Origin of the sequence: Okeania sp. SIO2C9 (assembly GCF_010672455.1) — a bacterium.
Lineage (GTDB): Bacteria > Cyanobacteriota > Cyanobacteriia > Cyanobacteriales > Microcoleaceae > Okeania.
The window spans coordinates 89,465-113,494 of the sequence record NZ_JAAHGO010000001.1 but is presented as its reverse complement, the minus strand read 5'-3'; the positions used below and the strand labels follow the sequence as shown (position 1 = coordinate 113,494).

15 protein-coding genes are annotated in these 24,030 nt (G+C 36.7%); 9 read left to right on the top strand and 6 right to left on the bottom strand.

Annotation, left to right across the window (positions count from 1 at the left end):
• From F6K23_RS00445 to F6K23_RS00430, 4 genes are all read left to right on the top strand, one after another.
• Positions 1-994: serine/threonine-protein kinase (locus F6K23_RS00445; RefSeq protein WP_293149467.1), on the top strand; the 994-nt coding region annotated here is incomplete at its 5' end.
• A 326-nt stretch (positions 995-1,320) separates the two neighbouring features.
• The gene (locus F6K23_RS00440) at positions 1,321-2,739 is read left to right on the top strand and encodes a serine/threonine-protein kinase (RefSeq protein ID WP_293149465.1); all 1,419 of its coding nucleotides are present in this window, start codon (positions 1,321-1,323) and stop codon (positions 2,737-2,739) included.
• Between the two features lie 269 nt (positions 2,740-3,008).
• On the top strand, positions 3,009-4,316 hold the full coding sequence (locus F6K23_RS00435; protein ID WP_293149463.1) for a serine/threonine-protein kinase: 1,308 nt from the start codon (positions 3,009-3,011) through the stop codon (positions 4,314-4,316).
• A 497-nt stretch (positions 4,317-4,813) separates the two neighbouring features.
• Entirely contained in the window at positions 4,814-5,662 is an 849-nt protein-coding gene (locus F6K23_RS00430; protein WP_293149461.1) for an alpha/beta fold hydrolase, read from the top strand.
• A gap of 351 nt (positions 5,663-6,013) precedes the next feature.
• Here F6K23_RS00430 and F6K23_RS00425 read toward each other — a convergent pair whose 3' ends face one another.
• Positions 6,014-7,021, bottom strand: coding sequence for a CBASS cGAMP-activated phospholipase (locus F6K23_RS00425; RefSeq protein ID WP_293149459.1), 1,008 nt, complete (start codon positions 7,019-7,021; stop codon positions 6,014-6,016).
• A 160-nt stretch (positions 7,022-7,181) separates the two neighbouring features.
• On the opposite strand from F6K23_RS00425, the gene F6K23_RS00420 reads away from it, so the two are divergent.
• The 5 genes from F6K23_RS00420 (at position 7,182) to F6K23_RS00400 (ending at position 17,085) form a co-directional block, all read left to right on the top strand.
• A complete protein-coding gene (locus F6K23_RS00420) occupies positions 7,182-7,976 on the top strand; it encodes an SDR family oxidoreductase (protein WP_293149457.1) in 795 nt (264 codons plus the stop codon).
• Positions 7,977-8,238: 262 nt separating this feature from the next.
• The gene (psbQ, locus tag F6K23_RS00415) at positions 8,239-8,685 is read left to right on the top strand and encodes a photosystem II protein PsbQ (protein WP_293149455.1); all 447 of its coding nucleotides are present in this window, start codon (positions 8,239-8,241) and stop codon (positions 8,683-8,685) included.
• A gap of 485 nt (positions 8,686-9,170) precedes the next feature.
• A complete protein-coding gene (locus F6K23_RS00410; protein WP_293149453.1) occupies positions 9,171-10,364 on the top strand; it encodes an FAD-binding oxidoreductase in 1,194 nt (397 codons plus the stop codon).
• 106 nt (positions 10,365-10,470) lie between these two features.
• The gene (locus F6K23_RS00405; RefSeq protein WP_293149451.1) at positions 10,471-10,635 is read left to right on the top strand and encodes a hypothetical protein; all 165 of its coding nucleotides are present in this window, start codon (positions 10,471-10,473) and stop codon (positions 10,633-10,635) included.
• A 1,080-nt stretch (positions 10,636-11,715) separates the two neighbouring features.
• The gene (locus tag F6K23_RS00400; protein ID WP_293149449.1) at positions 11,716-17,085 is read left to right on the top strand and encodes a HEAT repeat domain-containing protein; all 5,370 of its coding nucleotides are present in this window, start codon (positions 11,716-11,718) and stop codon (positions 17,083-17,085) included.
• Positions 17,086-17,627: 542 nt separating this feature from the next.
• Here F6K23_RS00400 and F6K23_RS00395 read toward each other — a convergent pair.
• The 5 genes from F6K23_RS00395 to F6K23_RS00375 form a co-directional block, all read right to left on the bottom strand.
• Complete coding sequence (locus tag F6K23_RS00395; protein ID WP_293149447.1) at positions 17,628-18,215, bottom strand: hypothetical protein; 588 nt, start codon at positions 18,213-18,215, stop codon at positions 17,628-17,630.
• A 248-nt stretch (positions 18,216-18,463) separates the two neighbouring features.
• Positions 18,464-20,182, bottom strand: coding sequence for an ABC-F family ATP-binding cassette domain-containing protein (locus F6K23_RS00390; RefSeq protein ID WP_293149445.1), 1,719 nt, complete (start codon positions 20,180-20,182; stop codon positions 18,464-18,466).
• A 645-nt stretch (positions 20,183-20,827) separates the two neighbouring features.
• Positions 20,828-21,271 (bottom strand): response regulator, encoded by a 444-nt coding sequence (locus tag F6K23_RS00385; protein WP_293149443.1) that lies wholly within the window; start codon positions 21,269-21,271, stop codon positions 20,828-20,830.
• Positions 21,272-21,745: 474 nt separating this feature from the next.
• Positions 21,746-22,384: a hypothetical protein gene (locus F6K23_RS00380; protein ID WP_293149441.1), complete on the bottom strand. Its 639-nt coding sequence runs from the start codon at positions 22,382-22,384 to the stop codon at positions 21,746-21,748.
• Positions 22,385-22,755: 371 nt separating this feature from the next.
• Complete coding sequence (locus tag F6K23_RS00375) at positions 22,756-23,730, bottom strand: pentapeptide repeat-containing protein (RefSeq protein WP_293149439.1); 975 nt, start codon at positions 23,728-23,730, stop codon at positions 22,756-22,758.
• Positions 23,731-24,030: the final 300 nt, after the last annotated feature.

The window sequence follows — 24,030 nt, the reverse complement described above, 5'->3', positions numbered from 1 at the left end:
AAAAGACTGGAAAATATTAGAACTTTTTGAGAGGGAAGCTAAAGTTATTGCCAATTTGCATCATCCTCAAATTCCCAAATATTTGAATTATTTTTATATTGATACAGAGCAAGATAGATGCTTTTATTTAATTCGTGAATTAGTGCGGGGAAATTCCTTGGCAAATGGGGTGAAAAAAGGTTGGCATCCGACAGAAATACAAGTTAAAAATATTGCGATTCAAATTTTGAACATTCTCAGTTATTTACATCAATTAAATCCGCCAATAATTCACCGGGATATTAAACCAGAAAATATTATTTTACAACCTGATTGCCAAGTATTTTTAGTAGATTTTGGGGCAGTTAAAGATATTTATCGTCAGACAATGTCTTTGAGTGGAACCTTTGTAGGAACTATTGGATATATGCCACCAGAACAATTACGAGGACAAGCTTATTATGCCTCAGATTTATATAGTTTAGGTGCAACTTTATTATATTTATTAACTCATCGTTCCCCAGATGAATTACCTCAAAAAAGAATGAAAATAGATTTTCGCTCTTGTGTGAAAATTTCACCAGAATTTATGAATTGGTTAGATGTAATATTAGAACCTATATGGGAAGATAGATTTCAGTCGGCAACAGCAGCTTTGAATGTACTTAGTAATAATTCAGAAATTATTTATTCTGCTTCCTCTTCAGTTAAATACTCTCACCAAAAACCTGAAGGCAGTAAAGTAACTCTGAAAAAAACATCTACAAGTTTAATTATTGATATTCCGTCTCCGTTAGGAGAAAAACCGGAGATAGCTTTATTTATATTTATGCCTTTTCTATTATTTTTTAGTTATTTATACTGGTATGCGTCTGTGTCATACCTCCTAATAAACCCTATAATTATGTGGCTATTTACTTCATTAATAGTGACTCCTTTTATCTGCTATACATTCTTTTATTTCTACCATATCACTCATGTAAAAATACATCAAAATCAGTTTTTTATTAATTGAAGTTATTGGGTATTTAGTCGTACAATTACAGCTCAAACAGAAGATATAATGCGAGTTTACATTGAACAATATTTTTACAATAGTGCAAGAGAAGTTATCACGTTTTTATTGAAAGGTTGAAAAAAAACATCTACATTTTTGGATAATAAACATATGTTTGGCTATTCTCTGAATAGAATAGAAAAAGAGTGAGTAATTGCTGAAATTATAGATTTTATCAAACAATTAAAACCCGATAAAAATGTCTAAAAATCAGGAAAATATTGGATGAACCTGAGTTAGTCAGGAGTGAAATAGAATAAATATTTTTTTACAGGATAGTGAAAATGACTCTACACCAACCTAATGATATTATTGCTCAACGATATCGTATTGTCACTACTTTGGGACAGGGAGGAATGGGAATTACTTATGAAGCAGAAGACCTGATAAATTATCAGCGAGTAGCACTGAAAACTGTTTCTTTTCAACAAGCAAAAGACTGGAAAATATTAGAACTTTTTGAGAGGGAAGCTAAAGTTATTGCCAATTTGCATCATCCTCAAATTCCCAAATATTTGAATTATTTTTATATTGATACAGAGCAAGATAGATGCTTTTATTTAATTCGTGAATTAGTGCGGGGAAATTCCTTGGCAAATGGGGTGAAAAAAGGTTGGCATCCGACAGAAATACAAGTTAAAAATATTGCGATTCAAATTTTGAACATTCTCAGTTATTTACATCAATTAAATCCGCCAATAATTCACCGGGATATTAAACCAGAAAATATTATTTTACAACCTGATTGCCAAGTATTTTTAGTAGATTTTGGGGCAGTTAAAGATATTTATCGTCAGACAATGTCTTTGAGTGGAACCTTTGTAGGAACTATTGGATATATGCCACCAGAACAATTACGAGGACAAGCTTATTATGCCTCAGATTTATATAGTTTAGGTGCAACTTTATTATATTTATTAACTCATCGTTCCCCAGATGAATTACCTCAAAAAAGAATGAAAATAGATTTTCGCTCTTGTGTGAAAATTTCACCAGAATTTATGAATTGGTTAGATGTAATATTAGAACCTATATGGGAAGATAGATTTCAGTCGGCAACAGCAGCTTTGAATGTACTTAGTAATAAGTCAGAAAATATTTATATTTATGATGATTATTCTGTGGTTAAATCTACTCACCAAAAACCTGAAGGAAGTGAAGTAACTCTGAAAAAAACATCTAGTAGCTTAATTATTAATATTCCATCTGTGGCTTCTTCAAAATCGGGAAAAATTTTATTGTGTTGTATGGCTGTTGCATTTTGTCTTATTAACTTATTTGTGTTTAACTTACTTTTGTCACCATCATTCAATTACAATACCGATATAATTGGAGCTATGATTGGGTTATTAATAGGTAATTTGGTTTACTCACCTTTATTGAAGTTAGGCTTTGGAAATTATATTAAAATAGCTAAAAACAAGTTTTTTATTAACTGGAACTTTTGGTTTTTTAGTCGTACAATTACAGCTCAAACAAAACATATAAAGAAAGTTCATTTAGACCAAAATTTACTTAATTTATTTATTAGTAACCCAAATAGTGAACTAGCAACAAATATAACATTTTATTTATTGAAACCCAGAAAAGAATATCGATTTGGCTATATTTTGAGTCAACAAGAACAAAAATGGTTATTTGCTGAAATTAAAGATTTTCTAGAACAATTAAAGGCTCAAGAAAGCCTCAAAAAACTACAATGAAAATTATTGGATTAGGGAACAGTACACAAGAAGTCGAGAGATGGCAAGGAAACCTCGCAATCTCTATGAGACCAAGAGAAAATGGAACTCCTTATTTCAAGCCTCCATTCCAGGAGATACTGATAACTAATAACTGATAACTAATAACTAATAACTTAGCACTTACGCAGATACGCTATATATAGCCCTCAAAACTATTGTCCAATAGTGATTATACTCTATAAATAGTGCCTTTGCCTAAGTACTGTAACTATTAATTGATAACTGAAATGACCCTACACCAACCTAATGATATTATTGCTCAACGATATCGCATTGTCAGTACTTTGGGAAAAGGAGGAATGGGAATTACTTATGAAGCAGAAGACCTAAAAAATTATCGGCGAGTAGCACTGAAAGCTGTTTCTTTACAACAAACAAAAGACTGGAAAATATTAGAACTTTTTGAGAGGGAGGCTAAAGTTATTGCCAATTTGCATCATCCTCAAATTCCTAAATATTTGAATTATTTTTATATTGATACAGAGCAAGATAGATACTTTTATTTAATTCGTGAATTAGTGCGGGGAAATTCCTTAGCAAATTGGGTGAAAAAAGGTTGGCATCCTACAGAAATACAAGTTAAAAATATTGCGATTCAAATCTTAAAAATTCTCATTTATTTACATCAATTAAATCCGCCAATAATTCACCGGGATATTAAACCAGAAAATATCATTTTACAACCTGATGGTCAATTATTTTTAGTAGATTTTGGAGCAGTTAAAGATATTTATCGAAATACAATATCTTTTAGTGGAACCTTTGTCGGAACTATTGGATATATGCCACCAGAACAGTTACAAGGAAAAGCTTATTGTGCATCAGATTTATATAGTTTGGGGGCAACTTTATTGTATTTATTGACTCATCGTTCCCCAGATGAATTACCTCAAAAAAGAATGAAAATAGATATTAGTTCTTGTGTGAAAATTTCACCAGAATTTATGAATTGGTTAGATGTAATATTAGAACCTATGTGGGAAGATAGATTTCAGTCGGCAACAGCAGCTTTGGATGTACTTTGTAATAAGTCAGAAATGATTTATTCTTCTGAATCTCTGACTAAATATGCTCATAAAAATAAAGTGAAAAGTCTAGTTACTCTGGAAAAAACATCTACAAGTTTAATTATTAATATTCCACCTTTAAAGGATCTAGAAGTTGGTGAAAATGAAAAAACTTTGCTTGTTATATTATTATCAATAACCTTTGTGTATAATGTTTCATCTTCATTATATTCACCACTTTTTGGTGTTTTTTTAACTTTTGGCATCTTTTTTTTATTATTTCAATTGAACTATAAAACTCAGATTAAAATCAATAAAGATGAGTTTTTAATTGACTGGAGATGTTGGGTATTTAATCGTAAAATAGTAGGTAAAGTAGAAGAAACTGCCAAATTTAAAAAAGGTATTATACTTGCCTATTCCCTTTTAAGTCAAAGAGAAAAAAGATGGCTAGATGCTGAAATCAATGATTTCCTGGAAAAATTAGAATTACCAAAAAACTGTAAAAAACAGAAAAAAAGTTATTAGATTAATGAATGATTTGGTAAATCGCGCTTTAATTATTATTGCCTGACAATACTATCATCTCAAATCCTGCTTTATGCCTTACCGAATTGTAAGTAGTATTTCCAAACAAGATTGAATATTTTATACCAATTCCCAAAAATAATGCGATACTTCCCATGGAACTTCAGCTATTAAGTAATAATAATGGTTGAATAATGTTTGTGACTATTATCGGCATTAAACCAAGATATATTATCTCTTTTTACTCGGCTTTCTAATCCATACTTCCTAATTTTAATGAGATGTAGCAAGACTTTTGAGAAATGGTATTATAGGCTTTGTTGCACTGATTAATCAAAATATAATAAAGGTGAGAAAGATGGCTTACTCCTCAAGAGTCATCTTTAAGATGACTTAAACTATTAGTCAAGGATTTCAATCCTTGGCGAGCCATGTCATCCGCCGATAATAATGATATAATCCCCAAGTTAATCTAGTCAAAAAATTTATCAAAACAAGTGTCAATTGAGAAAAAAAATATACAAGTCGGTTCTCTAGAATGGTTTTATCGGGAAGCTAAACCCGATGGCGAAACAGATAAATTACCAGTTTTACTGTTACATGGATTTCCTGCTCAAAGTCATATTTGGACTGCAATGATGCCCGAATTAGCTGAAGCAGGTTATCGAGCGATCGCTCCAGACTGGATAGGTTGTGGTTTATCCCCTAAATTAGATAAACGAGATTTTTCTTACAAACCAGAAGCTTTTATTCAGGCTTTAGCAGAACTAATTAATGCTCTACAACTTGAACGATTTTATCTAGTTATTCAAGGATTTTTAGGTTCTGTTGGTTTACAATATGCTTTGCGAAATCAAGAAAAAATTGAGCGTTTAACTATTTTAAATACACCACTTTCTCCTACAGCAAAATTACCTTGGCAAATGAAACAATTAGGCATACCTTTTGTTGGTGATATGCTAGTTCAAGACCCTCTATTTGTTGATAGAACTTTAGAAAAAGGTAGTTGTTTAACAGTCGCTGATGAAGATTTAGATGTCTATCGTAGTCCTTATCTAAAAAGTTCTGCTGCTGGTAGATCCGTATCAGCAATTGTGCAAAATTTAGACTTAAAAAAGTCAATGACAGAAATTGAATCTGGCTTTAAAGGGTGGCAACAACCTACATTAATTGTTTGGGGAACTAAAGACCCTTGGTTAGATGTTAGTCAAGCTGAAAATTTAGTTAATATTTGTGAAAATGGAAAGTTAGTTAAATTAGCAGAAGCTGCACATTATCCTCAAGAACATTGGTCTGGAGATATTACAGATGAACTAATGTTATTTTTGAGGAAGAAAGAACTTTAGCTTCCCGGTGTGGAATAATTCATCGCGTAGGAGTTGGTTATATCAAATCCGCTGGCTTCGGAGTAATATACAGCATATTTCGGGCAAATGATGTACAGGATAAATGGTGAAAATCATGTAGTGCGGGCATCTTGCCCGCGTGGATGTACCTAATAAAAACGGGAAGCGCTGTAATTGTGTCGATCGTCAGATAATCGGTGAGGGCGAATGGCATTCGCCCCTACATATGGCTTTTCAAGGTGAATTTGTGTAGTTCCTGATTCTTATGTTTACTTCTCCCCCACTCCCCCACTCCCCTACTCCCCCACTCCCCTACTCTCCCACTCCCTCACTATCCCTTAGTGACAATAGCTACCAGTTAGCTAAGAATTTTTCTAACCTCTCTTTTTCCTGATCGAGATAACGATCTGTTTCCTTCAAAAGTGCTTGTAAATTTGTCTCCCTCGCATCATCCATTGCCAGTAATGGGTCTTTGAGAGGTAACTGTAGACGAATATAGCGTGGTTCCTCGTCATTTTTACCCACACCTATAATTTGTTCGGCAACATATCTATGCACATCAGGTGGTGCATCCATGAATACATCTGCAATTCGCAAACCCCATTGGACAAGTCCCCATGCTCGTACTTCTTCCCAGGGAATTGGAGATGCAGGATCTCCAGTACCAATAGATATTACTTGAATTTGATCTATTACGCTTCCCAAAGATTGATTTGGAGACTCTCGTAATATTCTGATAGCCTCTGCCACAGCACAGGAAACAGGATTATTAGCACAAACCCCTCCATCAATTAAAGAGTAAACCTGCCCATTCTTTTCGATTCGATGAGCAGGAAAATAAGTAGGAGCTGAAGCAGAAGAGACACAAATCTCCCAAACTGGAACTTGAGCATACCATCGGTGGTGAAACCAACTCTTAAACATAATTGGGTTGCGAGCTATAGTATCGTAACTAGGAACTAAAACTTTGAGCGGAGGTTTACCTTGATCGGATTTCGGGGTAAGGTCAGCAAATGTGGCTTCTCCAAATTGCTCTTTAAGTACAGAAATTAAGCCTTCATCTGAAAATTTGGGGGCAGAAAGACCATATTTAAAAATTAATGGCAATCGTTTGGGTGAAAAGAGCTTTTGATAGGGAAATATTTGTAAACCTTTCTCGAAATATAGATTATATAATTCTTTGGGGCTTTTCCCTAATGCAATTCCTACAGCCAATATAGACCCTGTTGAAGTACCAGCAATTAGATCGAAGTGGTCTTTTAAACGGCCACCTAATTGTTCCTCAATTTTCTCGAGAATACGGGCTGGCATGACACCTCTAATACCGCCACCATCCAAGCATAGAATACGAAAAGTCATAATATAATCTCCGGTATTTATTTTATTAATCTATCAAAACTGCTTGAAATTTCAATATTTAGTATATATTTAATAAATTTTATATTCCTTTATACTATCATTAATTATGTAATGTAATTTTATAACTTTACTTTACATAACTAATCTCAAATGGAATAAAATGAAAACTGCATTAATTACAGGTGCTTCTTCTGGAATAGGTGAAATTTTCGCCAAAGAATTAGCAAGTAGAAAAACGAACTTAGTATTGGTAGCTCGTTCAGAGGAGAAACTACAAAAATTAGCAAATGAATTACAAAGTCAATATCAAATTCAGGCTGATGTAATAGTCCAAGATTTAACAGCACCAGCAGCAACAAATTCTATATTTGAGATAGTTTTTCAGAAAGGATTAACTATAGATTTATTAATAAATAATGCTGGTTTTGGTGACTATGGAAATTTTACCGAGAGACCTCTAGAAAAGCAGGTTAATATGATTCAATTAAATATTACTGCTTTAGTAGAATTAACATATTTATTTTTACCTGGAATGCAACAAAATAAGTCCGGGGCAATTATTAATGTTTCCTCAATTGGTGGTTTTCAACCCTTGCCTTATATGTCAGTTTATGGTGCAACAAAGGCATTTGTTTTGAGTTTTAGTGAGGCATTGTGGGCAGAAAATCAAGATTCAGGGGTGAAGATATTAGCACTTTGCCCTGGACCGACAGAATCAGAATTTTTCCAAAGAGCAGAATTTCCTAAATCTGCAGGTGGATCTTCAATGTCAAAATTGACCCCTACAGAAGAAGTAGTCAAAGATGCTCTTCAAGCTTTAGAAAAAAATCAGTCTAATGCTGTGACAGGAGGCTTTTTAAATCAGGTAATTGTTAATACTTCCCGTTTTTTCCCACGAGAGACTTTAGTCACTGTAGTAGAAAAACAGTTTAGAAGTATTAGGCAAAACAAATAAGTACATATACTCCCCTTGCCAAAATGGTCATTTCCATTTTTAACTTTCCTGGCGGGAAGTCCCGCGCTGTAATATTTGATTCAGCACCGTATGGGAGAGCCAGAACATGGTATACTGAGGGAGACAGGGGGAGGACATCACCTCTGTATAAACTGCAACTCCTTTGCGGGTTGAAGAATCCCGCGTTGTCGCTCAAGCACGGACGCCGGGAGTATGTCAATCTAAGATGGAATATTCAATTTAGTAGATAAATTCAAAGAGGATGATGTTAAATAAACGCTCGATAGTAGCATGGATGATGGCGCTGTTAGTAGCGTTTTTGGCAAGCTGTGGCTCCCCTGCTCCACCGCCAACCTACTCAGATGCTCAATTACAAAAAATTGAACAGTACACAACGGGAATTGTGGCTTTGCGCGATCGCATGGATGAACTAAACACCCTAATTCAAAAAGGTGATTGGGTAAATGTAGATACATTTATTCATGGGCCTTTAGGAGACTTGCGGAGCAAGACTAACTATTTGACCCAAAGTTTGTTATTGCCAAAGGATAAAACACCTGTATTGGATGCAGCAAAGGAAGTATTTCAGGATTTAGAGGAAATTGATGTTGCAGCAGCAGCAGGTGACAAACTGCAAGCGACTAATGAGTATAAAAAAGCAATAGCAGATTTTGACACTTTCTTCGGTTTGATACCGAAAAGTAATTAAATAAGCGATCAGCACTCAGCACTCAGCACTCAGCAATAAATGTTTAGAAGGAGATTTCAACCTCTCCTAAACCTTCCGGTTTATAGAAACCGGGGATTTAAACCCAAGTAGGGGCGAATGGCCATTCGCCCCTAAAAGCTGAAGCGCTGTTTGCCGAGCATTCCGGTACGGAAGTGCTAAAAGCTAATAGCTAGTTAAAACCCTACACCCAACCAGAAGTGTAGCGACGATAAATTTCAATATGACTTGATGGGGTGTGCACTGCGTACCCCATCTTAATTTCTACTTTACCTATTCACTTCTTCCTTCTTTCTTTTTCAATTATAAATTATAAATTTTTGGCGTTGGTGATTTGAGGTATGATATCATGTCAAGAGAAGAGCGCAATCAAAAAACTTTCTCCTTCTATTCCTCTTTCTTCCCTCCTGACTCCTGACTCCTGACTCCTGACTCCTAAGTAAATACACTAATTCAGCAACACTAACATGACTCATATCGTAATTATTGGATGTGGAATTATTGGGGCATCGATCGCCTATCAACTAAGTAAAATTGAAGGGTTAAAAATTACGGTCTTGGACAAACAAGCACCTGCCCAAGCTTCTACTGGCGCTGCTTTGGGGGTGTTGATGGGGGTAATTAGCCAAAAAGTTAAAGGTAGACCTTGGAAAATGAGGCGCATGAGTGTTCAGAGCTATCATAATTTAATTCCTGAGTTAGAAGCAAAAATAAATCGCCCTATTTCTCATAACCGTGATGGTATTTTGTGGTTGTGTTTGCCTGGGGATAACTTAGATAGATGGAAAAGATTAGTAGATATTCGGCAAGCAGATGGTTTACCATTGGAAATGTGGGATATTGCTCAATTGCGCGATCGCTCTCCTCAGATCGAGACATCTGAAGTTACAGCAGCTATTTATTCTCCTCAAGATTTACAAATTAACCCGGTTGAGCTTACCTTAGCTTTAGTGGAAGCTGCCCAAAAAAATGGGGTGAATTTTCATTTTGGAGTAACAGTTGCGGAATATAATACTATAGCGCTACCAAATAATGAATATCGTTGTCAGCAAATACGGACAAAAAGTCTAGATCCAACTAAAAAAGCTCCTGTTTTGGCAGATATAGACTGGTTCGTTGTGGCTGCGGGGTTGGGGTCGTTGCCATGTTTGCAAGGAATAAAAGATGCTAAGTTAAGGTCTCTACAACTGAAGCGTAAATCAAATCTTGACCATAAATTTACTCTTGTGCCAGTGTTAGGTCAAGCTCTACATTTGCAAGGGCGATCGCCTCTAGGAAGTTTAGATTTTCAGCCAGTGATAATTGGGGATGATGTGAATATTGTACCAGTGGGGGAAAATGAATATTGGGTGGGATCAACGGTAGAATTTCCTGATGATGCGGGTGAGGTGGTAGCGGACTCTAGTAGGTTGGATACGGTGATGGAAAGAGCTATTAGTTTTTGCCCGAGTTTGGCAGATGCAACGGTGTTAAGAAAATGGTCTGGTTTGCGGCCGCGTCCGGAAGGTCAAGCAGCTCCTGCTGTTGGTTATTTGGAGGGGTTTAAAAATGTGTTATTGGCAACGGGTCACTATCGGAATGGGGTGTTATTAGCTCCTGCAACTGCGGAAGCAGTGGAGAAAATGATTATAGCAATGAGCGCTCAGGTATTTACAACTTAGTAGCTCAAAGTGCTGCAAGGGAAAAGGTTTACAAAAAATAACGTGTAAATATGCCAGAGCACATTGCTATAAGAATGGCATTCGCCCTCAATGGCATTCGCCCTCAATGGCATTCGCCCTCAATGGCATTCGCCCTCAATGGCATTCGCCCTCAATGGCATTCGCCCTCAATGGCATTCGCCCTCAATGGCATTTGCCCCCAATGGCATTTGCCCCCAATGGCATTCGCCCTCATATCAAATCCGGTAGCATCGGTGTTATTCAGTATTGAAAGAACTGTAGGGGCGAATGGCCATTTGCGTTCCGCAAAGCTGCCGAATTGCGCCCTTACACATTGTATGACGATCAACAGAATTATATTACTCCGAAGCCAACGGATTTGATATCACTCGATTTAGTGTCCGTGCGTAAGTCCGGAAGGTTTAGGAGGACGGGGAAACGGCCGTTCCCCCGTACAGGAGTCAGGAATTAGGAGTTATATTATGTTAGTTGACATCCTCCCCGACTGTTAGGCACGGGGATTCCTACTGAGCCGTAGCTCCTCGGCGGGTTGACGCTTTGCTTCGCATAGCTGCCGCTAACACAGGGTGCTGCACCCACCCCTCTTGCTCCCCTCCCGGGAGCAAGAGGGGTGGGTTACCGAAAAATTAAGGTATAAAGCCTCTCCATTCATGGAGAAAAAAGCGGTCGAAGGATGGCGAGGTTTCCTCGCCATATCCAATCGACCAAGAGAAGAAAAAAAATTCCTTTTAACCCAATCCTCTTCTTTTCAAGGAGAGTTCATTAATTGATAATGGATAATTGATAATTACCTCTGGTTAAAACCGTTACTGAATTGAATATCAGGAGATATTATTTCTTTTTTTTCCCCTATCCAAGGGGAGGCTTCAAGGCGTGAATTATTTAATTATTAATAATTAATAATTAATTATTCGGTAATTCTAAATTCGCGCATTCTAAATTCCCGCATTCTTGAAGCTTCCCTCCACGTCCGCGCACGAGTTTCCGTTAGCGCAGCTCCTCCGGAGGAGGCGTGCCCCTCGGCAACTAATAAAACTTTAACATATATTCAATTCACTTGCATGCTAAAATTAAAGGCCGCTCTACAAGGGCGAAGTGCCTACCCCATACCCCAATTTTTCGGTAAATATAATCAGGCTCGTAGTTGGGCTTTAGCTCTCATTTATACTGCTATAAATTCTTCCTAATTTTTTTATAATGAAACAGGACTTACCCAGGGACTCTACAGATGGCAAGGGCGAATGTCATTTGTTCCTACAGATGGTACTTCAAAGGTCAATTTGCGTAAATCCTGATGAAAAATAACTAACACATAACAGATGAAATAATTATGATTGAATGGTTAATTGCTTGGGGGGGTAGTGAAGCGGTTAAATTTATTGCTCAGGAAGTTATTGGAGAATTAGCTAAGGGTACTGCTGAAGACTATGTTAAAGATTTTTTTAAACAAGGTATTTCTGATGCTATTGGTGGCATAACAAATGGAAAAGTTTTACAAAAAGCTACGGCACAAGCTATTAAATATTTTTTAGATTTGATACAGCAAGAGTTAGAAAATGCGGAATTGAGTGAAGGTGAGTTAAAGAAATATACTAAACCTTTAAAAAAGTTTATTGAAAATAAGTCTATTTTAGAAGTTTTGGTTAGTGCTTTTGATAATGAAATCAAAGTATTAGATACAAAAATATTAGTTACTATTGGGAATGAAATTAATCCACGTTTGCCAGATGAATTTTACTGGAATTTTGTTGCCGAGCAATATCGGAGAAGGGTGAAAAAGATTATTCGCGAGTCTGATGAATTACGGGAAATCTTAAATTCAGAAAATCTGGATAAATTGGCAAATCAAAATACGGAAATTAAACCAGAATTTGACCTGGAAAAATATCAGGAGGGAATCCGAGAACAATATGGAAATCTGAAATTAGAAAGTTTAGATACGAGTGGTTATGCTTATAATCAATTGAAATTATGGCGAATGTTTATTCCTCAAAATGTCCGGGAATCTCAGGAGTTTCTGCCTCAAGTACATGAAATTCCTAAAGAATATCGGCAGCGATTAAAGGAGACTGGGCAGTTTGAGGAAGAACTTTCTCAAGAAAGATTAAAAAGTCTTAGACGCAGATATTTTGAACAGCAGACTCCCTCGGTTTTAGAGTTAGTTGAAAATAGCAATTATCAATATTTAGTTATTCTGGGGAACCCTGGTTCTGGCAAGTCTACTTTATTACAATATATGGCTCTTCAATGGGCAGAATTACCTCTGAAAGATTTGCCTTTACAGCCAATTCCTATATTAATTGAACTACGGACTTATGTTCGGAACCATGATGCTAATAAATGCCAAAATTTTCTGAATTTTTTGGAAAAAGGTAGCGGAATAATTTGTCAATTACCTCAACAGGAACTTCATGCAAAATTACAAAATGGCGATGCTATTGTGATGTTTGATGGATTGGATGAAGTTTTCGATCCTGGTAAACGAGAGGAAATAATTACTGATATTCATCGATTTACTAATGATTATAAAAATGTGCGGGTTATTGTTACTTCGCGGGTGATTGGTTATAAGCTACAAAAACTCCGGGATGCTGAGTTTTATCATTTTATGTTGCAGGATTTGCAAGAGGAACAAATTGAGGATTTTATTCAACGTTGGCATAATTTAACTTATCAAGATGAGGCGGAAAAGGAGAGGAAAAGGGAAAGGTTAAAACGGGCTATTAAGGATTCTCCAGCTATTAAAGAATTGTCGGGAAATCCTCTGTTATTAACTATGATGGCTATTCTGAATCGGAATCAAGAATTGCCTAGAGATAGAGCGGAACTTTATAATCAAGCTTCGCGGGTTTTATTACATCAATGGGATATGGAAAGAGCATTAGTTGATGCTAAAATTGACCCGATAACTATTGACTATAAAGATAAGCAGGCAATTTTGCGTGGAGTAGCTTTTTTTATGCAGGGAAATACTGCGGGTTTAGCTGGGAATTTGATTTTGGGAGATGATTTAGAAAGGATTATTTGGGAGTATCTAAAAAGTGTAGATATTAATGATGCAAGAACTTTGGCTAGGGCGTTGATGGAGCAGTTGCGGAGTCGGAATTTTGTTTTGTGTTTTGTTGGTGCTGAATATTATGCTTTTGTGCATCGAACTTTTTTGGAATATTTTTGTGCTTGGAGTTTTGTTTTGCAGTTTGAAAAGGAACAGAAAATTTCTAAAGATGAATTAATTGAGGATGTTTTTGGTAAGCATTGGCAGGATGAAAAATGGCATGAGGTGTTGCGGTTAATTGCGGGGATGATTGATGCGAAGTTTGTGGGAGAAATTATTAGTTATTTGATGGAACAAGATGGGGAAGAGGAAAAGTTTCTGAATTTATTTTTGGCGGGTAAGTGTTTGTCTGAAGTTAGGAGTCGTCATGGTATTGGTGATGTGGTGTCTCGGTTATTAAATAGGTTAAAAGAACTGACTGAGTATGACCTTGGTTATTATTATGAACCTTCTAAATATCTAAGTGTTAACCTTAATTATATAGAAATTTATTATAAAAATTTAGCCTTAGTTCGTGAAATTTGTACTCAAGCGGTGGAAATAGTAGCTACAACTTGGAGGGATGAAAATTCAACTTATATTTGGCTCAAACAAAGGGTAGAGTCTGATGAGAATTCGGATGTACGACGAGAAGCGGTGCGACAAATTGCTACTGGTTGGAAACACGAACCGGGTATTTTAGAATTACTCAAACAGTGGGTAAACTCTGATGAGAATTCGGATGTACGACGAGAAGCGGTGCGACAAATTGCTACTGGTTGGAAACACGAACCGGGTATTTTAGAATTACTCAAACAATGGGTAAACTCTGATGAAGATTCGGATGTGCGACGTGAAGCGGTGAAACAAATAGCTACTGGTTGGAAAAATCAACCGGGTATTTTAGAATTACTCAAACAATGGGTAAACTATGATGAAAATTGGCAAGTACGAGGTGAAGCGGTGCGACAAATTGCTACTGGTTGGAAACACGAACCCGAAATTTTAGAATTACTCAAACAGAGGGTAAACTATGATGAGAATTCGGGTGTGCGACTTGAAGCGGTGAAACAAATAGCGACTGGTTGGAAAAATCAACCGGGTATTTTAGACTTACTCAAACAATGGGTAAACTCTGATGAAGATTGGCAAGTACGAGGTGAAGCGGTGCGACAAATTGCTACTGGTTGGAAACACGAACCGGGTATTTTAGAATTACTCAAACAATGGGTAAACTCTGATGAAGATTCGGATGTGCGACGGGAAGCGGTGCGACAAATTGCTACTGGTTGGAAAAATCAACCGGGTATTTTAGACTTACTCAAACAATGGGTAAACTCTGATGAAGATTGGCAAGTACGAGGTGAAGCGGTGCGACAAATTGCTACTGGTTGGAAACACGAACCGGGTATTTTAGAATTACTCAAACAATGGGTAAACTCTGATGAAGATTCGGATGTGCGACGGGAAGCGGTGCGACAAATTGCTACTGGTTGGAAAAATCAACCGGGAATTTTAGAATTACTCAAACAATGGGTAAACTCTGATGAGAATTCGGATGTACGACGAGAAGCGGTGCGACAAATTGCTACTGGTTGGAAACACGAACCGGGTATTTTAGAATTACTCAAACAATGGGTAAACTCTGATGAAGATTCGGATGTGCGACGGGAAGCGGTGCGACAAATTGCTACTGGTTGGAAAAATCAACCGGGAATTTTAGAATTACTCAAACAATGGGTAAACTCTGATGAGAATTCGGATGTACGACGAGAAGCGGTGCGACAAATTGCTACTGGTTGGAAACACGAACCGGGTATTTTAGAATTACTCAAACAATGGGTAAACTCTGATGAAGATTCGGATGTGCGACGTGAAGCGGTGAAACAAATAGCTACTGGTTGGAAAAATCAACCGGGTATTTTAGAATTACTCAAACAATGGGTAAACTATGATGAAAATTGGCAAGTACGAGGTGAAGCGGTGCGACAAATTGCTACTGGTTGGAAACACGAACCCGAAATTTTAGAATTACTCAAACAGAGGGTAAACTCTGATGAAGATTCGGATGTGCGACGTGAAGCGGTGAAACAAATAGCTACTGGTTGGAAAAATCAACCGGGAATTTTAGAATTACTCAAACAATGGGTAAACTATGATGAGAATTGGCAAGTACGACGGGAAGCAGTGCGACAAATTGCTACTGGTTGGAAACACGAACCCGAAATTTTAGACTTACTCAAACAATGGGTAAACTCTGATGAAGATTCGGATGTGCGACGTGAAGCGGTGAAACAAATAGCTACTGGTTGGAAAAATCAACCGGGAATTTTAGAATTACTCAAACAATGGGTAAACTCTGATGAAGATTCGGATGTGCGACTTGAAGCGGTGAAACAAATAGCGACTGGTTGGAAACATGAACCGGGAATTTTAGAATTACTCAAACAATGGGTAAACTCTGATGAAGATTGGCAAGTAAGAGGTGAAGCAGTGCGACAAATAGCGACTGGTTGGAAAAATCAACCGGGAATTTTAGAATTACTCAAACAATGGGTAAACTCTGATGAAGATTCGGATGTGCGACGTGAAGCGCTACAACAAATAGCGACTGGTTGGAAACACGAACCCGAAATTTTAGAATTACTCAAACAATGGGTAAACTATGATGAGAATTGGCAAGTACGACGGGAAGCAGTGCTACAAATAGCTACTGGTTGGAAAAATCAACCGGGAATTTTAGAATTACTCAAACAGAGGGTAAACTCTGATGAAGATTCGGATGTGCGACGTGAAGCGGTGACACAAATAGCGACTGGTTGGAAACACGAACCCGAAATTTTAGAATTACTCAAACAATGGGTAAACTCTGATGAGAATTGGCAAGTACGACGGGAAGCAGTGCTACAAATAGCTACTGGTTGGAAAAATCAACCGGGAATTTTAGAATTACTCAAACAAAGGGTAAACTCTGATGAAGATTCGGATGTACGACTTGAAGCGGTGAAACAAATAGCTACTGGTTGGAAACACGAACCCGAAATTTTAGAATTACTCAAACAATGGGTAAACTCTGATGAAGATTCGGATGTACGACTTGAAGTGGTGAAACAAATAGCTACTGGTTGGAAACACGAACCCGAAATTTTAGAATTACTCAAACAATGGGTAAACTCTGATGAGAATTGGCAAGTACGACGGGAAGCAGTGCGACAAATTGCTACTGGTTGGAAAAATCAACCGGGAATTTTAGAATTACTCAAACAAAAGGTAGAGTCTGATGAAGATTCGGATGTGCGACTTGAAGCGGTGAAACAAATAGCTACTGGTTGGAACAATCAACCCGAAATTTTAGAATTACTCAAACAAAAGGTAGAGTCTGATGAGAATTGGCAAGTACGAGGTGAAGCAGTGCGACAAATTGCTACTGGTTGGAAAAATCAACCGGGAATTTTAGAATTGTTTGATCACAGCGCCCTCAATGACCCCTTTCAACGCGAACATGAATTTCAAACCAACCCTCGACAAATAGCGCTAGAAGCAATAGTCAAACAATATCCAGACCATCAGCAAACTCTCCCACTATTACAAGACAGAGCAGAAAATGACCCAGACGAAAAACTGCGGGAGTGGGCAAAAAAGAAATTGCAGCAATTAGAGACATAGTCCACTTTCAGTCATTGCGACCGATAGGGAAGCAATCTCATATCAAATCCGGTTACAGCGGTTTTCATTTGGGTAGACTACAGTAAGGACGTTCCATGGAACGTCCCTACAGGATTTTGCTTGTGAAGATGTGGTTCATCAATTTGAAAAGCGCTGTAAACAGTTATAGATAGGTTAACTGTTTAGGACTCAGGAGTCAGGAGGACCGAGTCAGGAGGAGAAAGAATTACAAAGATGACCGTAGTTATGACGATTGAAGATTTTTTTTATGTGCAATTCAACGGATTTGAGATCAAATCCTAGTTTTTCGTACCTCATGGGTAAGTCCCGATTTATTTTCTTTTATATTTGTTGGGTTAAGCGACAACCCAACCCAACCTACGGTATTTTTATCCAAATATCAATGGGAACAGATTACATAATGATGTTAGCTATGATTACCTCAGGTCTAATTAAAAGTAAAAGAAAGAGGATGTATTTCGATTTCTTTCCTACTCCCCCACTCCCCTACTCCCCTACTCCCTCACTCCCCTACAAAAATATCACCTTGCTCCTGCTTCTATAGCAGAATTAGCCATTTTTTTCAAAGTATCCCCCTCAATTTCTGGACTTTGACCAACGCCTTTTAAAGAGATACGATAGAATACTCCTTGATATTCCCACCCAATAATTGGAGGCGCACAAGATGCTCCACAAGTTAAAGGTCTAAAATATCCTTTAATGTCTTGTACTAAACTCAATTCTCGACTAAATTCCTCATCTAAAGGTTTGCCTCCTTTTTCTCCACTCATATAACCAATGGAGCAAGCATTAGCAGTACAATCTTTTTCAAAAGCTAAAGTTATTTCATAACTATTATTTGTGCCTTTCCCACCAACATAAATTTGATTATCCGTGCCTGTAATTAATAATTGACTCGGAAGTAAAATTGGCACCTTAGTTTGTTGTTTTATTTTCGGTAAAATCTCTGTTAATTCTGCTGGGACTGGTTGAGAGTTTTGTGTCAATAACTGATTTATTACTGGATTAATTTGATAATTTAATGGTCTCACAATAGGTTGTTTCCAACCCATAGATATTGTGAGGTAGGTCAACAAAATTATATTTTCAAAGTGAATAAAAATAGACATAGTTAGGGTTTGCGCTTATAAAGTCTTTTTGCTGGGGTAGGAGACAGGAGACAGGAGACAGGAGACAGGAGACAGGAGAAATGGGAATGAGAGAGGAGGTAGGAGTAAGAATTGTTCCATAAATGTTTGTAGTGCGGGCATCTTGCCCGCGATGGGTATACCTCGCTAAAGTTGAATTTGCTGTATATTTATCTCTCCCCTACTGCCCTACTCCCTCACTTCCCCACTCCCCTACTCCCCTACTCCCCTCACTTACGTTTAGCCGCAGCTTTCTCCTTATCTTTCTGTTTCTTCTTAGCAGCTTTCTCAGCTTTCTTAGCAGCTTTTTCAGCCATAATCTTTGCCACCCTTTCTGCCTCTTTTTCCTCCTCAATCTTATCTAGATAATAATGATAATCTCCCAAATAAACATGAAAATCACCATCACGAATTTCCACAATTTTATTTGCCACCTGAGAAATAAAATAACGGTCGTGAGAAACAATAACCACAGTTCCATCATAATTTTTCAACGCCTCCTCCAACATTTCCTTTGCCGGAATATCCAAATGATTTGTTGGCTCATCAAGTAACATAAAATTACCTGGTTTAAGTAACATTTTTGCTAAAGCTAAACGTGCCTTTTCACCCCCACTCAAAGCAGCTACTTTTTTAAATACCGTCTCACCACTAAATAAGAAATTACCAAGCAAAGTTCTTACTTCTTCATTTTTCCACTCCGGCACCTCATCATGGATAGTTTCCATCACATTTTTTGTCAGGTCTAAAGCTTCCGCTTGATTTTGTTCAAAATAACTAGGAATAACATTATGATTACCTAATTTCACAGTACCTTCTGTAGGTTCTTCCATTCCCATAATCATCCGCAAAATAGTAGATTTCCCACAACCATTCGGCCCCAAAAAAGCAATCCGGTCGCCTCTTTCTATCTCTAAATTTGCTCCTAAAAATAAAATTTTCTCCCCATAAGTATGAACTAAATCTTTAATTGTTACTACCTCTCTACCACTGCGGGGTGCTGGAGGAAAACGGAAACTTAAACTTCTTAATCCTGCTACAGGTGCCTCTACAAGTTCTACTTTCTCTAATTGTTTTTCTCTACTTTTTGCCTGAGTACTCCGAGTAGCACTAGCGCGAAAACGTTCCACAAAAGCTTGTTGTTTTTCTATTTCTTTTTGTTGTCGTTCATAAGTACTCAGTTGTGCCGCTTGATTTTCTAACTTTTGTTGTAAATAAGCCGAATAATTACCCAAATAAGTATTAGAAACTCCTCGTTCTGTTTCCACAATTTGAGTAGAAAGACGGTCAAGAAATTCTCGGTCATGGGAAACTATCACCATAGGAGTAGTTAACTTTTTCAAATAATCCTCCAACCATTCAATTGTTTCTAAATCTAAGTGGTTCGTAGGTTCGTCCAACAATAATATATCTGGATTTTGTAGGATAATTTTACCCAAACTCATACGCATTTGCCAACCACCACTAAAAGCACTAACCAAGCGATCGCCATCTTCCGGTTCAAATCCCATTTCAGGCAAAATTTTCTCAATTTCTGCATCTAGTCCATAACCATTTAAACCTTCAAATTGTCGTTGTAAACGGTCTAATTTATGTATCAATTCATCCAACTGTTCTGGAGTAGAAGTTTCCATTTCTCGCTGTACAGTTTGTAGAGATTCATGAATTTCATTTGCTTCCTTAAATACCCTCCAAAATTCTTCTCTCACAGTACGATTAGGATCTACTTCAAATTCTTGATTTAAGTAGGCAATTTCTAAACTAGCAGGACGAATAATTTCTCCAGAAGAAGGTTCTATTTCCCCAATAATAATTTTTAATTGAGTAGATTTTCCTGCTCCATTTACACCCACTAAACCAATACGATCGCCTGGTTTAACTTCCCAGTTAACATCTTTAAGAACAACACCTGTAGGATAAATTTTACTTATATGTTCTAATCTCAGCATTTATAATTAATCTCCAAGTTTAGGTTAAGAGCAAGTTATGTTTTTCATGGCCAAATCATTAATATTGGCTCTCATAGCAGAAGGAAGAGGGGAATAAGGAGGAATAAAAAATCTTGCGTTATCTGAGTTTTAAGCTTTTGATATGTCCTAACCTTTCCTTCGACTGCTATAGATAATGCTTAAGCTTAACAATTTTTAATTATATTTTATACATCAATTCAGTTATCAGTATTTTGAGAATATTTTAATTACCTGTTTTTTCGTTTCTTGTTCCTCTTTTCAAATCTATATCAATTGAATTAAAAATAAGTTAATCATCAAAACTAGAAAAACAAAATACATATAACTTACCTAATTGGCAATAATCAACAATTTATTGAAATGTTCACCACTTTCAGGGCTAATTTCCTATTGTCAAAAATCATATTATTTTCTACTTTTAACAAAATTAAAAACTATTATATCTTCTAGACAATCAGAATATAATTGCTATATTCTTTTGACAAACTTCAAGTATTTTATTCTGTCTTACTTATGAAAATAATTGGGTCGCGCAACCCCACCTTGATTGGCGAAATATTTTTGGAGTTTTGCTCATCCATCTCCGTTACAAAAATAACTTCTAACTTCTGACTTCTGACTCAGTTAAAAACCCTTCTTCGCCTTATATAATTCCACACATTCTTGAATAACAACTTTCAGTTCTGGAAGAGCACAAGGTTTAGTTACACATTTAAAAATATTAGCCTGCTTTATATCATTAACATCACAATTTATTTGTTCTTCAGCATAACCACTTAACAAAATACGAATAGTATCAGGAAAGCTATCTTTTGTTTTTCTCAGAAATTGAATACCTGTCATATCTGGCATACTTTGGTCAGAAATAATAATAGCCATTTCCCCTTCAGTTTCAAGAATTTCCATCGCTACACTAGCACTTTCTGCCCTAATAACTTTAAATTCACGTCTAAAAGTCCGATATAGTAAATCCAAATTATTAGGTTCATCATCAACAACCATTAACTTAAGTTTTTCTGACATTGTTAAATTTATAGCAACTTCTATCTCAGGAACAAGTTTTAACAAAATTGGTTATGTACAAATTTTTAAGTACCTATGCATAATTATCATATAGCAATTCTCATATTTGTAGGGAACAGAAAAGAAGAACAACAAGTTTACCTGATGACTCCGAAAAACACTTGACTAGACAGAGTAAATCAATGTGTAATTATATACATAAAACTAGATTTTATACGGTAATTCTATATTCTATAGCAGTGGAAGGAAGAGTTAGGACAGATCAAAAGCTTAAAACTCAGACAACGCCAGATTTTTCCTGATCTCCTGGATAACTAAATGCCTTCTTCCTTCTGTTCTAAATTATTTGAGCAGTAAACTCTAGATATAGTGTGGCACTATAGTTTTAACTACAGCTATGTAGCGTTTTTGCGTAAATTTTATTCTATAGCAGTGGAAAGAAGAGTTAAGACAAATCAAAAGCTTAAAACTCAGACAACGCCGGATTTTTCCTTATTTCTTCTTTCTTCTGCTATAAATTTATTCTTGAGCTTGGTTAGAGTGTTCCCGACCAGAAACATTTTGCATGGCCTCTAAAGCTGCTCGAGAACCTGCCAAAATATCTCGTTCTTCTCCGCCCAAATAAAGCCGTCCAAAACTACCCACCGCTTGAATTTGCAAAATATTAATTAGAGCAGCTTTCTCCGCTTCATTAGCAGCTAAAGCAGCATAAGCAGCAGGTTGTACTTCCAATACATAGAGAGTTTGTCCACCCAAAAGCATTTGGCCTCGACGATTACGATTAATCAATTGTGCTTGGTGGGAATCAATATTCCGGATCACCTGACTAGAGACAATACGAGGTTTGAGGCGGTCGCGTTCCGCCACTCCCAAAGCTTGTAAAATCGCCTTTCCAGCAGCTTTCGTATCTCCCTGACGACTGGAATGAATTTCTAGCAAACCATAAAGTCGTTCCACAAACTGTACCCCAGGCCGAACAGAATTAGACTTGAGGGCCACATCAGTAATTCGGTTAATTTCAATACCTGGTGAAATCTCCACCCACAGAGAGGTATCCCCAGGTAGGGGCAAGAAGCCAAGGGCTACTGTACCGATATAAGCGGCGTGTTGAGGTTGCAAATTATCTATGTATACATAGCTGCGCAGTTCTATACCCAAGACTTAAATCTCCGTGTAATGTGGAAAAATATTAATCGTTGTCATTATATGACAACACATACACGGAGGAACTAGGAGTCAGGAGTCAGGAGTCAGGAGTCAGGAGTCAGGAGTCAGGGATTCGAGTAGTAGCGTGACACACCTAAAATGTAGCATCGGGTAAGGGCGGGTTCCGCGTTAAGTTAATTGCTCAACATTAAATTTAGATAAACCCGTCCCCCCACTGTGTCAATCCAGTAGTGGAGTGGCACACCTAAAACTGTGCAATAGATTTTTGTTTCTCGGTGCCTTGATCTGCCCATCTCCCAACACTCCCCACACTCCCCACACTCCCCACATTCCCCACACTCCCCACACTCCCCATCTCCCATCTACGGTAATTTACAGCCTTCTAAATTAGCATTTTCTAGATTAGTATTCTTAAGGTTAGTATTTTCTAAATTAGCATCCTGAAGATTTGCAGATTCTAGATTAGCATTACTCAGGTCAGCACCAAAAAAATTAGCTTTACTCAAATTAGCATCCCATAATTCTGCATATTTCAAATTAGCGTTTTTCAGGTCAGCTTCTTGAAGATTAGCCCCACTTAAATTAGTATCTCTCAGGTTAGCTTCCTGTAAATTTACCCTGTTCAAATTAATGTTACTTAGATTAGCATTTTTGAGAATAATCTTCCTCAAATTTGCATGACAAAAATTAACACCTTTCAGGTTTGCATAACTTAAATTAGCTAGACTTAAGTTAGCATTTTGTAAATTAACATGACTGAAGTTTATATTTACTAAATACATTCCATTTAAGTCAACATTACTGAGATTAGCTCCCCACATAAAAGCACGAGTAAAATCAACCCCTTTCAAACAAGCATGACTGAAATTACAACAACTCAAATAAGCATCTGTTAGATTAGCATTTTGCAAATTAGCATGACTAAAATTTGTATTTCTTAAGTTAGAATTTTTGAGGTTAGCTGAACTTAAATTAATCCGACTCAAATCAACATCTATTAATTCAGCATTACAGAGATTAGCCCTAATAAATTTTCTATTACCATTTGCATATAATTCTAAAAATCTAACTGCTTCCCATTGATATTCTGATAATGCTTGTATAACTTGAGGTTCTTCTATTTCCTGCAAAATAGCATAAGCTCTCCATTGTATTTCTTGTGAATTATCTTGTAATGCCTTAATTATTAAGTCTAGGCTAATTTTTTGCCCTTTTATTGCTGCAGATAATGTAGCGATGTTATTGGCTAAAAGTAATTGTTTAACATCTTCACTTTCTAATGTTAATTTATTTGCTAAATCAGTATCGACATAAATTTGATTAGGATTATTGCTCATGATTGAGAAGGAAGAAGGAAGAGGGAAGAAGGAAGAAGGAAGAAGGTAAGAGGAAAAGAGAAGAGGGAAAAATCTGGTGTTGCCTAAGTTTTAAGTTTTATTTATATAGCAATATAGTTTTAGTTGTGAGATATTGGAGACTTTTGTTTTAGGTATGGAGTATGGAGGGAATAGGGAAGAAACTAATACATAAGAATAAAATGAATATGATCTTTTTTATCCCTTTAAAAGGGGATGAAAAAAAATAAAGTTCAATATTTCAAAACTCTGAATTTCCTACTGAATGCTGCGCAAACAGGC